Here is a 12,506-nt window from a genome sequence, read left to right on the forward strand (position 1 = left end):
TCCTCCCTGTCTGGTGCCGCTTTCGCGCAGCTATTCGCCGAGCGTAGCAAAATACGCGGCCAGCGCAGCGATTTCTTCGTCACCAAGGCGCGAGGCGATCATCTGCATCACCGGGTGGGGGCGCACGCCGTCGCGATATGCATGCATCGCCAGCACGAAATGCTCCGTCGGCCATTGCGTGATGTCGGGGATCCCCTCGCTCGCGCCGCTTTCCTGATGACAGGTCCGGCATTCGGAGGAGAGGTAAGCGCCGTATTCCCGGTCTCCGACGATTTCGAGGACCTCGGGGGCGACCGCGTAGCGCTCGGGGCGCGCGGTGGGCTCGGCCTCGGGAATATCCCGCGGGTTGTCAGAGAAATCCCGCAGATACGCCAGCACGTCCGCACGGTCCTGCGGATCGTCGAGCCCGGGAAACGCCATGCGCGTGCGCGAGACGAAAGCGCGCGGGTTCTCGATGTAGATGTCGAGAGTTTCCAGCGTCCACACAACGCCGTCCGCGCCCATCCGGGCGAGCCCCTCGGAATACTCGTAATCCTCGACCGATCCCGCGCGCCGCCCGAAGATGCCGTTGAGGTGCGGGCCGATGCCGTCGACGGCTCCCGGCCCGACCTCGTGACAATGGGCGCAGACCTCGAAGAGCTGCTCGCCGCGTTCCCGGTCCCCGATCTCGGATGCCTGCGCCTCCAAGCCGAGCAGCAGACTAATCGAGAAAGCGGCGAGGAAGAGACGCATCAATCCTCCGAGAAGGTCGCCAGATAGGCGATCAGCGCAGCCCGCTGATCGTCGTCCTTCATGCCACCATAGGCCATGCGGGTGCCTTTCAGGAAGCCACGCGGGTCAGCAATGAAGGCGTCGAGCTGCTCGGGCGTCCAGACGAGCCCGCCATCGGCCTGCTTCTTCATCGCCTTCGAGTACTTGAATCCCTCGACCATGCCAGCCGGATGGCCAACGACGCCGTTCAACACCGGGCCCGTCCCGTTCTTGGCGCCCTCACCCACCTTGTGGCAGGCGCGGCAGGCGCGAAACGCCTTCTCGCCCGCGGCAAGCATCTCCTCCGACACCGCCGGCTCGGGTTCGGGCGCGGGTTCTACCGGGGCGGCGGCGACCTCGGCCTGGGCTGCTCCCTCGGCACGCTGTTCGCGCGCGGCCGTGTCTTCGGGGGTCACGTCGATCACCGCGGCGCGCGCGGTAATCTCGACCGAATCCTTGCAATTCTCCATGCAAGGCTCGCGCGTCAGGGCCGGCAGTTCGACCGTATCGCGGTCGTCCATGAAGAAGTTTTCTTCGTTCGGAAGCCGCACCTCGGTGAAGTTCTCGCGGCTCAGCTCGAAGTCGTCATCCACCAGATCGTTCAGGTAGAGCAGGTAGGCGGTGATGGCATAGACCTCGTCGTCGCTCAGCGACTCGGCATTGCCGAAGGGCATCGCCCGGCGAACGTAATCGAAGACCGTCGACAGATACGGCCAGTACGAGCCGATCGTCTTGTTCGGGTCGTCGCGGGTCAGGGTCCCCTGCCCGCCGGACAACACCGGCCAGCGGCCGATGGCCTCGCCGAAATCGCCATGACAGATCGCGCAGTTGTCGATGTAGAGCGGCTCGCCCGTCATCACGTCGCCACGCCCCTCGGGCAGGCCCTGCCCGTCGGGGCGAACGTCGATGTCCCAGGCGGCAACCTCCTCGGGCAGCGCGGGACGGCCGATGCCCAGCTTCTCGCTCGCGACCGCCGGAGTGGCCAGGATCGCGAGCGCGAGCGCGGTCTCAAGAAACCTCGACATTCTCGGCCTCTCCCTTCTCGTTCACGTACCAGGTCTGGATGCCGTTGTTGTGGTAGATCGACTCGTAGCCGCGGAAGGCACGCAGCTCGTCCTTGGTCGGCTGGACGTAGCCGGTCGAGTCATGGGCGCGCGACTGCAGCAGCAGGGGCGAGCCATCCCAGTCGAATTCGAAGTAGAAGCGGTGCATCGACTTGTCGAAGGACGGGCCGTCCATCCGCGCCTGGTACCAGTTCTTGCCGCCGTCGATGGTGACGTCGACGCGCGGGATCGTCCCGCGGCCCGACCATGCCACGCCGCTTAGCACGGCGGGCCCGCGGCCATGGGTGATCGGTGCCTGCGGCGAGGGGTTGGTGATCACCGACTTGGCATCCATGACCCAGGTGAAGCGCCGCGCCTTACCGCCCGCCAGCAGGTCGGTGTATTTCGACGTCTCCTCGCGGTGATGCCAGGGCTCGTCGCCGACCTCGATGCGGCGCAGCCACTTGACCCACATGTTCCCTTCCCAGCCGGGCACCACGAGGCGAAGCGGGTAACCCTGCTCGGGGCGAAGCGCCTCGCCGTTCATCTTGAAGGCGACGAGGCAGTCCTCCATCGCCTTCTCGATCGGGATCGAACGGGTCATGCCCGCGGCATCACCGCCTTCGGGCAGGATCCACTTGCCGTTGGTGCGCACCCCTGCCTCGTCCAGCAGGTACTTCAGCGGGATGCCGGTGTAGACCAGGTTGTGGATCATGCCGTGGGTGTACTGGCAGCCATTGAGCTGCGCGCCGCGCCACTCCATGCCCGAGTTCGCCGCGCATTCGAGGAAGTAGACCCGGTTCTCGCGCGGGAAGCGCATCAGGTCCGCCATGGTGAACACCAGCGGGGTATCCACCAGCCCATTGATCATCAGCCGGTGTTTGGCGGGATCGATCTCGGCGATGCCGCCGTGATGGCGCTCGAAGCACAGCCCGTTCGGCGTGATGATGCCTTCGAGTTCGTGCAGAGGCGTGAAGTTGACCGAGCTGATCGGGTCCGCGGTCAGCCACTCGACATTGCGGCGCACGACATGCGCCTCGTATTGCGACGGCGCGCCATAGGGGCGCGCGTCGACACCCTCGCCCAGCATCGTCCGCCAGGGCTGCTGCTCGGTGATCGCGGGATCGGGGCCTGCCGCCCGCGCCACCGTGCCCGTCGCGAGCGCAGCCGCACCACCGGCGAGGCCCGCCCTGAGGAAATCGCGCCGCGAGGCGCCGTTCCTGTCGGTCATCTCCAGTTCCTTCCCGTTCTTCGTCATGCGCCCGACACCTTGACGGAGGTGTTGGGCTCAACGGACACAGTGCCGTGCCGCTTGAGGTATGCCTCGACCACGTCCCAGATCGCCGGGCCTTCGGTCGCCTCGTTGACGCTGGCCCAGCCGGAAACCACGTAGGTCTTCGCCGGATCGATCGGCTCGCCGGTCTTAAGCAGCGTCATGTTCGAGATGCGCGAGCCCATCGGCTTCGACACGTCGATCGCGTAGCCCATGCCGCCGACGCGAACCATGTCGCCGCCCTGCTGGTAGTAGGGGTCGGGGTTGAAGAGGTTGTCGCCAACGTCTTCCATGATCGTGTGCAGGAGCTCGCCGCTCATTTCCGAGCGGTAGGCGGCCGGATAGCTCATCGAGGTCGCGTTCATCAGATCCTCGCGCCGGATCGGCTCGCCCGGCAGCAGGCTGGGGCCCCAGCGGAAGCCCGGTGACAGCGCGATGTCGGCCTCGCGCTCCTCGAGGAGCGCGTTGCAGATCAGGTCGTCCCAGGTGCCGTTGAAGTTGCCGCGGCGGTAGAGCAGGCTCTCGGTCGTGCCCAGGACCTCGTCGAGCTCGGCCTGGTAGGGCGCACGATGTCCGTCGATCACGGCTGCCATGTCGGCATCCGGCGCGATGACGTCCGAGAAGATCGGGATCAGCTTGTGCCTGAAGCCCATCATCCGGCCCTCGCGCACGTCGAGATCGAGGCGCGTGACGAACTTCCCGTTCGAGCCGGACGCGATCACCAGCGTCTCGCCGACCATCACCGGCTCGGGCAGCGCATCATGCGTGTGCCCGGTGAGGACGACGTCGATGCCAGGGACGCGGCCCGCCATCTTGCGGTCCACGTCGAACCCGTTGTGCGACAGCACGACCACGAGATCGGCGCCCGCATCGCGCACTTCCTGCACGACGGCCGCCATGCGCTCCTCGCGGATGCCGAAGGACAGGTTGGGGAACATCCAGCCCGGGTTGGCGATCGGCATGTAGGGGAAGGCCTGACCGATCACGGCGATCTTCGCGCCACCGCGCTCGAAGATCTTGTAGGGCTCGTAGGCCGGCTCGTCCCATTCCGCGTCGAAGATGTTCGCGCCGAGGAACGGGAACGGCAGGCTTTCCACGATCTCGTTGACGCGGTCGATGCCGAGGGTGAATTCCCAGTGGCTGGTCATGGCCTCGACGCCGAGGGCGTTCATCACGTCGACCATGTCCTGCCCGTTGGTGCGGAGCGCGGTGAGCGAGCCCTGCCAGGTGTCGCCGCCATCGAGCAGCAACGCCTCGGGGCGTTCGGCGCGGATCGCCTTCACGACCGTCGCGACCCGATCCATGCCGCCCATCCGGCCATAGGTCCCGGCCAGCGCCGTGAAATCCTCGTAGGTCAGCGCGTAGGCGTGGGGCGAGCCGCTGTCGATCCCGTAGAGCTTCAGGAAATCGGCTCCGGTGACATGCGGCGGCAGGCCTGCGACATCACCCACACCGAGGTTGACCTCGGGCTCGCGGAACCACAGCGGCTTGAGCTGCGCGTGCACATCGGTGATGTGGATCAGCGTGACATTGCCCAGCGGATCGAATTCCAGAAGCTGGTCCTGCGTCAGAACCTGTTGCGCCGCCAACCGGGACCACTTGCCCACGCCGGATGCCCCCCAGATTGCCGAGGCGGCCACGGTGGCCTGCAGGAAATCGCGCCGCGAGATCATTCGTCCGTCTCCGTCATCAGGCAAGCCGGATCCGTGCGGCGCGGCATCCCCGCCCCGCCGGATCGACTGGCACTACAAAAGATTTCCGTGTCGCCCGCCCCCGATCCAGGGGAGCGGGCAAGGCGTCACTGCCGGACCGAGGGACCTTCGATCGAGAGACCCTGGCCGCGCGAGGCTACATAAAGCTCAAGAGCCACGAATTCGGGCGAGCCGATCTCGAAAGGCTCGGCGCGCGTGTCCCGGATGCAGCCGCGGAAGCGGTTGTGGAGCGAGACAAGGTTCGTCTGCTTGAGCCGGTAGACGGGGAAGCCGTTGGTCTGCCCCTGGCTCAGGTGGTCGGCACGGATGTACCGGCCATTGTTGTCCTCGTGGCAGTTCGCACAGGCCAGTTCAAGCTGACCGTAGCGCGTATAGTAGATTTCCTTGCCCTGCTCCCAGAACGGCGCAGCGGGACCGTCAATCGCCACGTTGACCGGAAGACCGCGTGACACCGACGACAGCAGCGCCGTCATGTTGCGCATGTCCTGGCTGTCCCACTTCCAGGCCTCGGCGCCCATGCGCTCGGTACGGCAGCCATTGACGAACTGCTCCATCGCCCAGAGCTCGCCGTTGTTCGGATTGACCTTCGGCACGCTCGCGCGCAGGCCGCGCATGGATTCGGGGTCGCCATGGCAATCGGCACACGACTTGCCGGCCGTCCCTTCAGGTGTCGACCATGCCGTGGCCGCGGCCTCGACATAGAGCATCGCCGGGTTCTCGAAGTCGTCGCGCTGCATGTCGCGCGTCTCGTCCCCACGGTAGAGCCAGCCCGAACGCACCACGTCGAGCGCGCCTCCGAGATGCTCGGGCGCAGGGGCCACGGTGGTCATCTCGATCTCGCCGTTGACGACGAGCGTGTCCTCCACCGGGTCCGCCTGGCTCGCACCCGCCGCGAGAGCGAGCGTCAGTGCGCCGATCAGTGCATATTTTTGAGACATGGGTTTCCTCCCTGCGCTTCGGTGGCCCCGAAGTCTCAGCTGACGGTGATCGCCTCGGTGGTCTCGTAGACCGACCCGTCGTCGTCGTACCAGGTGAACTTGAAAGTCCCTGACGCCGGCACCTTCGCCTCGAACTCGACATAGGGATTGGTCGAGACCGCGGGCTCGAGCGTCGCGTCGAGAACCATCTCCCCTTCGAACTCGCAGGTGAAGCGGTTGATGATCTGGCGCGGGATGGGGTTGCCCTGCTTGTCCTTGCGCTGACCGCTCTCCATCGGGTGCGAGATGAGCGTCTTGATGACGATCGCCTCGCCCGCCTTGGCGGATTTGGGGACACGCACCCGGGGCTTAACGTTGTCGGCCATTGTCCTGTTTCCTCTCTCGTCTCAGCCGCCGCAGCCGCCGATGGTGACCTTCACTTCGTTCGCCGCCTGAACGAACGAGCCGTCCGCCATCTTCGCGACGGCAATCACGCGCTGCGTTCCGGCGAGGCGGATGCGCGTCGTCGCCGACTGGCTGGCGGCCAGCGGCCCGAAGTTGAAGGTGCAGACGCCCGGGCTGGGGTTGCCCTCGGCGAGCAGCATGATCGCGACGGCGCCGGGCGCAGACACCGATACGGGGACGGTGTTCCCGTTCTCCGCGATCTCGGGCGTGCTGAGCGTGATGCCGCCCTCGCCCACCGCCGCACCGCCGGTGAATTTGGCGAGCGCCTCGTCGACAGCCGCGTGCAGGGCAGTGGCGGGCAGCAGCACGGTCGCCGCAAAGCCAGCGCCAAGCGCCAAGGCGCCTCGTCTCGTCAGGTTCATCTGTTTCCTCCGTGCCATGCGGCTCAGTTCATTCCTTGAGGGTCATCAGGTAGGCGACCAGGTCCTCGATCTGCTGCGCCGTCAGCAATGGCGGCAGCGGCTCGGTCGCGGGCTTCGTGGTGAAGGCGTCACCTGGCCTGATGTATCCCGTGGTCTTGTAGAACGCGGGCATCACGGTGCCGTCGAACACGTTCTTGGCGTTGGACACGATGCCGCGCAGTTCGGCCTCGTTCCAGCGGTCGGCCACCCCGTCGAGCGACGGTCCGACATCGCCGTGGAACTGCACGTCCTCGACCATCTCACTCACCGTGTGGCAGGCAACGCAGTTCCCGGCCGAACGCTCGGAGAAGACCTTGCGCCCCGATGCCGGATCGCCAGCCGAACCTGTCAGGGATGCCGCAACCTCCCCGTATTCGCCGAATTTCACGTCAGCAGGTGCGGTCTCCGCGACGGCGGCGCCCGCAAGAGCGCACCCCACCACCAGACCCAGCGTCGCGCGAATCATGAATTTCCTCCCGCTTGTCGTTTTCACATGCTCTTAGTGGCAAACACGTATGCACGCAATCATAGATTTATTTTTTTGCATGTTGTGCACCTGCACACAGGTGTGGCGTCACTGGGTGGCGGGCCCAAGGTTCCGCGCATGGTACTTCTGGAAATGCTCCTCGCCATCATAGCCGCGCTCGAGCACCCAGGTGAGAAGGTTGCGCGTCGTCGTCTTCTCGAACGCTCCCGGCATCACGACCACCGCGGCTTCGGCCGCCGTGCCGCCCTCGGGCACCTCCTCGGGCATGAACAGCAGCGTTGGGGTGAACAAGACGCCCCAGCGCGCGGCCATCTCCTTCTCGGGCAGCGTCACGCCGTCGAAATCGGTCACCTCGACATCGCCGAAGAGGTTCATCTGAACGACGAAGTACTTCTCGCGCAAAAGCGCGTTCACCTCGGGGGTGGGAAAGACCTCTTCGTGCATCTTGGTGCAGTAAATGCATCCGCGCTGCTCGAAGATCACCAGCATGCGCTTGCCCTCGGCGCTCGCCTCCTCGAGGTCTTCCGCCATCACCTTGAAGGTCTCGCGCAGCCAGTCGGGCTTGTGCAGACCGTCATCGCCCAATGGCGCGGCAATGGCCGGAAAAGCAATCGCCACTACCGCGAAAGCCGCCGCGAGAATCCGCATATCGTCCTCCCAAGCTCTTATCCGAGTGTGGTCATCCAGGGCGCGTACCGGATCATCCAGTCGGCGATCCAGGTCAGCGAGTTGGTCGAGATCAGCACCGCGAAGACGATCAGCATCGCGCCCATCGCCTTCTCGACATGTCCCAGATGCCGCCTGTTGCGCTGCATCCAGCCAAGGAAGGGTCGCGCGAAGAACGCGGCGATCACGAACGGGAACGTCATCGCGACACCATAGACGAAGAGCAGCGCGCCACCTTGCGCGATGTCTCCCATGCCCGAGGCGACCATCAGGATCGCGGCAAGCGCAGGCCCCACGCAGGGCGTCCAGCCAAAGCCGAATGCCAGCCCCATGAGGTAGGCGCCGATCAGGGTCGCGGGCTGTGTCCCTGCATCGATGCGCGCCTCGCGATAAAGAAAGGGGATGCGCAGCACTCCGAGGAAATGCAGGCCGAAGAGGAAGAGCACGGCGGCGGCGACATAGGCGAGCTGGTTCTTCCACTGCGCGAATGTCTGCCCCAGAGCGGTGGCCCCCATGCCAAGCATCACGAAGATCGTGGTGACGCCCAGGGCGAACACCGCGGCCTGGGTCACGAGGCGACGCTGCGCGCCCGGCGCGATGCCGTCGTCGCCGCGCAGTTCATGGATCGAGATGCCGGTCATGTAGCACAGGTAGAACGGCACCATGGGCAGGATGCATGGCGACAGGAACGAAAGGAGGCCTGCGAGCGCCGCTCCTCCGAAAGTGATGCCGAGATCCATGAACTGCCCTTGCCCGCACTACGTATGAAGACATATAAAGATATCTATGAATATCCGGAGCACGTCAATCGCCGCACTTTTCGCGGCTCTCGCCGCGGCACTGCCGGGGATCGCGACCCCCGCAGCGGCAGATGTCCGCCTGGTGATGGTCGAGCAGCCCGGCTGCGTGTGGTGCGTGCGCTGGGACGCCGAGGTCGGTGACGCCTATGCCCTGACGACGGAAGGCCGCGTCGCCCCCTTGCATCGCGTCAATCTTCATTCCCCGCTGCCCGACGGCTTCAACTACGCGCGACCGCCGGTGTTCACGCCGACCTTCATCCTTTTCAACGACGGGGCCGAGGTTGGCCGGATCGAAGGCTATCCCGGCGAGGATTTCTTCTGGCCGCTCCTGGCTCGGCTGATCGAGGGATTGCCGGCAGAAAAGCAAGAGGTATCAAAACGATGAAAAAGTTTCTCGCAGGGCTTTCGATCGCGCTCGTGCCATTCGCCGGTCATGCGCAGGATGGCGATGGCGCGTTCGTCGACACGAAGATTCTGAAGCCGGAACTCGCGCTCGAGATGGCCGTCGCCGCGATGGAGGACTGCCGGCAGCAGGGATACCAGGTCGGGGTTGCCGTGGTTGACCGCTATGGCGGGCTGCAAGCCTTCATTCGAGACCGCTTCGCCGGGCCCCATGTCGAGGAGATCGCACCGCGCAAGGCATGGACCGCCGTGAGCTTCCGCACCGACACGCTCGCCCTCGATCGCGAGACCCAGCCGGGGACGATGTCGGCGGGGATTCGTGATTCGGCGCGAGCGCTGGCACTGGGCGGCGGGGTTCCCGTGGTTTCCGGGGATGGCGCTCTCGTGGCCGGGATCGGCGTCTCGGGCGCACCCGGCCCGGATCTCGACGACGCCTGCGCTCGGGCCGGCATCGCCGCCATCGAGGCCGAGATCGCATTCTGAGGAGTTGCGCGATGTTCGCGACCAATCAAGGAGCACCTGGCGAGCCGCCTCGGGAGATGACACCCGAGGAGATGGCCGAGCGCGTCGAGGAAGCATCGACGATGCTCAAGGCCATGAGCCATTCTGGCCGGCTGATGATCCTTTGCTTCCTCGCCGAGGGCGAGAAATCCGTCACCGAACTCGAGGAGCTCCTGCACTGGGAGCAGGCAGCCGTCAGCCAGCAGCTTGCGCGGCTTCGGCTGCAGGGGCTCGTCGCCAATCGCCGCGAAGGCAAGGCGATCTACTATTCGCTGACCGATCCGCGCGCGCGCCAGATCCTCGATACTCTGCACGAGATCTTCTGCGCGCCGAAGTGACGGCTCCCGGCCTCATTCCGGCGCGCGACCACGGCATCACCCGACAGCCCTCCTGAGACGGCAGGCCGCGTTGGCAGCGCGGCATGGCGAGGTCTTCCCGCTTGCCCAAAGCTGACCTCGGCTTCAAGATCGCGGCGATCCGCATTCTCGCCTAATCGCCGTCACCACCGATTGCGCCCGAGGGTCTCGAACGGGCTCTCGGAATTCTCGAGGCGGCCATTCTGGAGGAACAGGAATGAGCGCCTCCGCGCTTGCGCTGGTGCTGGCCGCGGCCTTCATGCACGCGACCTGGAACGCGCTGGTCAAGGGCGCGACTGACCGGGCCGCGGTGCTGACGGGCGTGTCGCTTGCCAACGTCATCGTTGGCGCCGCGCTGGTGGTCATGGCCCCCCTGCCCGCGATGGCCAGCTGGCCCTCGCTCGCGGTCTCGACCGTGGTTCACTACGCCTACTACCTGTTGCTGTTCCATTCCTACCGGCTGGGAGACCTGAGCCAGGTCTACCCGATCTCTCGCGGTATCGCGCCGGCGCTGGTGGCGGTTTCGGCACTGGTGCTGATTGGCGAGGATCTCTCGCCGGGCGGCTGGGCGGGCGTGGCTGCGGTCTCGGCCGGGATCGGCCTGCTGGCGGTGCAGAAAGGCGCGGTCAACGCGCCGCGCGGCAGCGTCGCATTCGCGCTCACGCTGGGTGTCTGCATCGCAGTCTATTCGACTGCCGACGGCATCGGTGTGCGCCTGTCGGAAAGCCCGCTGGGCTACATGGGCTGGCTGTTCCTGCTGGAGGCGCCAGTTCCGCTCGCGATCGCCTGGCACCGGCAGCGACGTGGCGGTCATGTGGACCGGCGCACACTGCTGCTGGGGCTTTTCGCGGGCGGCCTCTCGGTCGCGGCCTACGGCATCGTCCTCTACGTAAAGTCATTTGCGCCGCTGGGTGCGGTGTCGGCGGTGCGCGAGTCGAGCGTCGTGATCGCGGCGCTGATGGGTGTTCTCCTGTTTGGCGAACGACCGTGGAAGGGACGACTGATGGCCGCGGTCATCGTGGCGGGCGGGGTCATGGCCTTGGCGACGGCGTCATGAGCGGCCTGCCTGCTGCCCGTCATGCCCGCTCGGCAAGCCCTGCATAGCCTGCGCCGTCGATCACGAAGACCTGCTCTCCCGCGTCCTCGGCAAAACCCAGCCGGCGGTAGAAGCGGATGGCGCCGGGGTTGTCGACATGAGCCGACAGCTTCATGTAGCTCGCCTGCCAGCCTGCTGCGTCGCGAGCAACGGCGGCAAGGAGCTGCGGGCCGAGGCCGCCGCCGCGCGCCTCGTCCGCGACCCAAAGATCCTGCAGGTAAACACCGGGGCGGCCGCGCATGGTCGAGAATTCAGGGAAATACACCGCCACACCCATGGTCGTTGCCCCTTCCTCGGCGATCAGCGCGCGGAACAGCGGCTCGGCCTGAAAGCCGTGTCGCAGGTAGTCGGCCGGGCGTGCGCGAAACTTTTCAGGCGAGCCCAGATGAAGCGCGAGCCGAGCCAGTGCCGCATGGAGCCGGTCGGCATCCGCAGCCGTCGCCCTGCGGATGGTGTAGCCGGTCATCGTTCCCCCCCCTCGGAAATCCTCGGCCGCCGCGCGCAGATGGTCAGGGACCCGCGCGAGATGTCGCGGGACACCAGCCCCCCTGCAACCCGCGCAGCCGCATCCTGCCTTGGTTGTCGCATCCGACCGCCTCCCTTCGTGACACATCGCCGAATTGCCCCAACCCGGGGGCTTCCACTCGAACCGTGCGCGATCACTGGGACGCCGTCGTGCCCGACGTCGAGCCGCGCTTTCGGGCGCAGGCTCGCCTGAGCGCGGAAACAAGGCAACCGTCGGAGGATGAGAAACGAGCCTCCGTGCGGCGGACAGACCACCATTGAGGGAAGGCTCTCGTCCCCGCCCAATGCGTTCACGGCAGGCTCGCCACCCACTGCATCACGGCCAGGTCGGTCGTCGAACCCGGTGGCGCGACCTCGCTCACCCGCAAGTGCGGTGATCCGAAAGGACCGCTCGCGGCCACCTCGACTATCCGAACGTATATGTCCGAGCGCGAAATCGCCTTATAGAATCTCAATTTTGCAGGGTAGAAATTGGAATTCGAGTGATGACCGCGTGATGATCGATGTGCGGGACGGAATGCACGGGATGGTAGCTGTAAGCACTTTCACCAGATACTTCGCCGTCTGGTTGCTTGCCATCGGCTTCGGTGCCAATGCCTTCAGCGAGCCGCTGCGGGCTCCCGAAGGGTCCGTGTTGCTGACGGTCGAGGGCGCAATCTCGAATACCAATGCGGACGGCGCGGCGCGCTTCGATCGCGCGATGCTCGAGGCCCTGCCGGTGACCGAGTTCGAGACAACGACGATCTGGACCGAGGCAAAGCACCGGTTTACCGGCGTCGCACTTGGCGACGTCCTGGCGGCGGTGGGCGCGCGCGGGGATGCGATCAAGGCAGTGGCGCTGAACGACTACAGCATCACCATGCCATTGACGGAAGCCCGCGAAGATGGCCCGATCGTCGCTTATCTTATGGACGGCGAGGCAATGTCGTCGCGGGGCAAGGGGCCGCTGTGGATCATATTTCCATTCGACGATCGTCCCGAATTCAGGACCGAGCGAAGTTATTCTCTGAGCATCTGGCAACTCGCGCGGATCATCGTGACCGAGTGATCGGCGGATAGCGCCATGATGCGGCCGGAAGCATAGGCGCACCATGACCGCCTCGAGACTCCCG

Annotated in this window: 16 protein-coding genes; 5 read left to right on the forward strand and 11 right to left on the reverse strand. The window is 65.8% G+C overall.

The window, feature by feature from the left end; translation table 11 throughout:
- Positions 1-30 precede the first annotated feature (30 nt).
- From H0I76_RS03935 to H0I76_RS03980, 10 genes are all read right to left on the reverse strand, one after another.
- Positions 31-732 (reverse strand): c-type cytochrome, encoded by a 702-nt coding sequence (locus H0I76_RS03935; protein WP_200607305.1) that lies wholly within the window; start codon positions 730-732, stop codon positions 31-33.
- Positions 732-1,775, reverse strand: a complete 1,044-nt coding sequence (locus tag H0I76_RS03940) for a c-type cytochrome (protein ID WP_200607307.1) — start codon at positions 1,773-1,775, stop codon at positions 732-734. The genes H0I76_RS03935 and H0I76_RS03940 overlap by 1 nt, the downstream gene beginning before the upstream one ends.
- Positions 1,759-3,024, reverse strand: a complete 1,266-nt coding sequence (soxC, locus tag H0I76_RS03945) for a sulfite dehydrogenase (RefSeq protein WP_200607860.1) — start codon at positions 3,022-3,024, stop codon at positions 1,759-1,761. Before soxC ends, H0I76_RS03940 begins: the two co-directional genes overlap by 17 nt.
- 23 nt (positions 3,025-3,047) lie before the next feature.
- Positions 3,048-4,739 carry a thiosulfohydrolase SoxB gene (soxB, locus tag H0I76_RS03950; protein ID WP_200607310.1) on the reverse strand — a complete coding sequence of 564 codons (1,692 nt, stop codon included), beginning with the start codon at positions 4,737-4,739 and terminating at the stop codon, positions 3,048-3,050.
- A gap of 125 nt (positions 4,740-4,864) precedes the next feature.
- Positions 4,865-5,716 carry a sulfur oxidation c-type cytochrome SoxA gene (soxA, locus tag H0I76_RS03955; RefSeq protein WP_200607312.1) on the reverse strand — a complete coding sequence of 284 codons (852 nt, stop codon included), beginning with the start codon at positions 5,714-5,716 and terminating at the stop codon, positions 4,865-4,867.
- Positions 5,717-5,751: 35 nt separating this feature from the next.
- On the reverse strand, positions 5,752-6,081 hold the full coding sequence (gene soxZ, locus H0I76_RS03960; protein ID WP_200607314.1) for a thiosulfate oxidation carrier complex protein SoxZ: 330 nt from the start codon (positions 6,079-6,081) through the stop codon (positions 5,752-5,754).
- Positions 6,082-6,102: 21 nt separating this feature from the next.
- Complete coding sequence (gene soxY, locus H0I76_RS03965; RefSeq protein ID WP_200607316.1) at positions 6,103-6,522, reverse strand: thiosulfate oxidation carrier protein SoxY; 420 nt, start codon at positions 6,520-6,522, stop codon at positions 6,103-6,105.
- Positions 6,523-6,550: 28 nt separating this feature from the next.
- The gene (gene soxX, locus H0I76_RS03970) at positions 6,551-7,027 is read right to left on the reverse strand and encodes a sulfur oxidation c-type cytochrome SoxX (RefSeq protein WP_200607318.1); all 477 of its coding nucleotides are present in this window, start codon (positions 7,025-7,027) and stop codon (positions 6,551-6,553) included.
- Between the two features lie 108 nt (positions 7,028-7,135).
- On the reverse strand, positions 7,136-7,696 hold the full coding sequence (locus H0I76_RS03975) for a thioredoxin family protein (RefSeq protein WP_200607320.1): 561 nt from the start codon (positions 7,694-7,696) through the stop codon (positions 7,136-7,138).
- Positions 7,697-7,713: 17 nt separating this feature from the next.
- The gene (locus H0I76_RS03980; RefSeq protein WP_200607322.1) at positions 7,714-8,454 is read right to left on the reverse strand and encodes a cytochrome c biogenesis CcdA family protein; all 741 of its coding nucleotides are present in this window, start codon (positions 8,452-8,454) and stop codon (positions 7,714-7,716) included.
- A 46-nt stretch (positions 8,455-8,500) separates the two neighbouring features.
- On the opposite strand from H0I76_RS03980, the gene H0I76_RS03985 reads away from it, so the two are divergent.
- The 4 genes from H0I76_RS03985 to H0I76_RS04000 all read left to right on the forward strand — a co-directional run bounded on the left by H0I76_RS03985 (position 8,501) and on the right by H0I76_RS04000 (position 10,830).
- The gene (locus H0I76_RS03985) at positions 8,501-8,899 is read left to right on the forward strand and encodes a thioredoxin domain-containing protein (RefSeq protein WP_200607325.1); all 399 of its coding nucleotides are present in this window, start codon (positions 8,501-8,503) and stop codon (positions 8,897-8,899) included.
- Complete coding sequence (locus tag H0I76_RS03990; protein WP_200607327.1) at positions 8,896-9,399, forward strand: GlcG/HbpS family heme-binding protein; 504 nt, start codon at positions 8,896-8,898, stop codon at positions 9,397-9,399. The genes H0I76_RS03985 and H0I76_RS03990 overlap by 4 nt, the downstream gene beginning before the upstream one ends.
- 11 nt (positions 9,400-9,410) lie before the next feature.
- Positions 9,411-9,755 (forward strand): ArsR/SmtB family transcription factor, encoded by a 345-nt coding sequence (locus H0I76_RS03995; RefSeq protein ID WP_407704246.1) that lies wholly within the window; start codon positions 9,411-9,413, stop codon positions 9,753-9,755.
- 235 nt (positions 9,756-9,990) lie between these two features.
- The gene (locus tag H0I76_RS04000; RefSeq protein ID WP_200607329.1) at positions 9,991-10,830 is read left to right on the forward strand and encodes an EamA family transporter; all 840 of its coding nucleotides are present in this window, start codon (positions 9,991-9,993) and stop codon (positions 10,828-10,830) included.
- A gap of 19 nt (positions 10,831-10,849) precedes the next feature.
- Here H0I76_RS04000 and H0I76_RS04005 read toward each other — a convergent pair whose 3' ends face one another.
- The gene (locus H0I76_RS04005) at positions 10,850-11,335 is read right to left on the reverse strand and encodes a GNAT family N-acetyltransferase (protein WP_200607332.1); all 486 of its coding nucleotides are present in this window, start codon (positions 11,333-11,335) and stop codon (positions 10,850-10,852) included.
- A gap of 555 nt (positions 11,336-11,890) precedes the next feature.
- Here H0I76_RS04005 and H0I76_RS04010 point away from each other — a divergent pair.
- Complete coding sequence (locus H0I76_RS04010) at positions 11,891-12,442, forward strand: molybdopterin-dependent oxidoreductase (RefSeq protein ID WP_234455067.1); 552 nt, start codon at positions 11,891-11,893, stop codon at positions 12,440-12,442.
- Positions 12,443-12,506 lie beyond the last annotated feature (64 nt).

Source organism: Thermohalobaculum xanthum (assembly GCF_016623495.1).
GTDB lineage: Bacteria > Pseudomonadota > Alphaproteobacteria > Rhodobacterales > Rhodobacteraceae > Thermohalobaculum > Thermohalobaculum xanthum.

Bases quoted from the DNA above. Each gene is read 5' to 3' on its own strand.
- H0I76_RS03935 (WP_200607305.1), bottom strand. From the start codon at position 732: ATGCGTCTCTTCCTCGCCGCTTTCTCGATTAGTCTGCTGCTCGGCTTG.
- H0I76_RS04000 (WP_200607329.1), top strand. From the start codon at position 9,991: ATGAGCGCCTCCGCGCTTGCGCTGGTGCTGGCCGCGGCCTTCATGCAC.
- soxC (WP_200607860.1), bottom strand. From the start codon at position 3,024: ATGACCGACAGGAACGGCGCCTCGCGGCGCGATTTCCTCAGGGCGGGC.
- soxZ (WP_200607314.1), bottom strand. From the start codon at position 6,081: ATGGCCGACAACGTTAAGCCCCGGGTGCGTGTCCCCAAATCCGCCAAG.
- H0I76_RS03985 (WP_200607325.1), top strand. From the start codon at position 8,501: ATGAATATCCGGAGCACGTCAATCGCCGCACTTTTCGCGGCTCTCGCC.
- H0I76_RS03975 (WP_200607320.1), bottom strand. From the start codon at position 7,696: ATGCGGATTCTCGCGGCGGCTTTCGCGGTAGTGGCGATTGCTTTTCCG.
- H0I76_RS04010 (WP_234455067.1), top strand. From the start codon at position 11,891: ATGATCGATGTGCGGGACGGAATGCACGGGATGGTAGCTGTAAGCACT.
- H0I76_RS03980 (WP_200607322.1), bottom strand. From the start codon at position 8,454: ATGGATCTCGGCATCACTTTCGGAGGAGCGGCGCTCGCAGGCCTCCTT.
- soxY (WP_200607316.1), bottom strand. From the start codon at position 6,522: ATGAACCTGACGAGACGAGGCGCCTTGGCGCTTGGCGCTGGCTTTGCG.
- soxA (WP_200607312.1), bottom strand. From the start codon at position 5,716: ATGTCTCAAAAATATGCACTGATCGGCGCACTGACGCTCGCTCTCGCG.
- H0I76_RS03990 (WP_200607327.1), top strand. From the start codon at position 8,896: ATGAAAAAGTTTCTCGCAGGGCTTTCGATCGCGCTCGTGCCATTCGCC.
- H0I76_RS03940 (WP_200607307.1), bottom strand. From the start codon at position 1,775: ATGTCGAGGTTTCTTGAGACCGCGCTCGCGCTCGCGATCCTGGCCACT.
- H0I76_RS03995 (WP_407704246.1), top strand. From the start codon at position 9,411: ATGTTCGCGACCAATCAAGGAGCACCTGGCGAGCCGCCTCGGGAGATG.
- soxB (WP_200607310.1), bottom strand. From the start codon at position 4,739: ATGATCTCGCGGCGCGATTTCCTGCAGGCCACCGTGGCCGCCTCGGCA.
- soxX (WP_200607318.1), bottom strand. From the start codon at position 7,027: ATGATTCGCGCGACGCTGGGTCTGGTGGTGGGGTGCGCTCTTGCGGGC.
- H0I76_RS04005 (WP_200607332.1), bottom strand. From the start codon at position 11,335: ATGACCGGCTACACCATCCGCAGGGCGACGGCTGCGGATGCCGACCGG.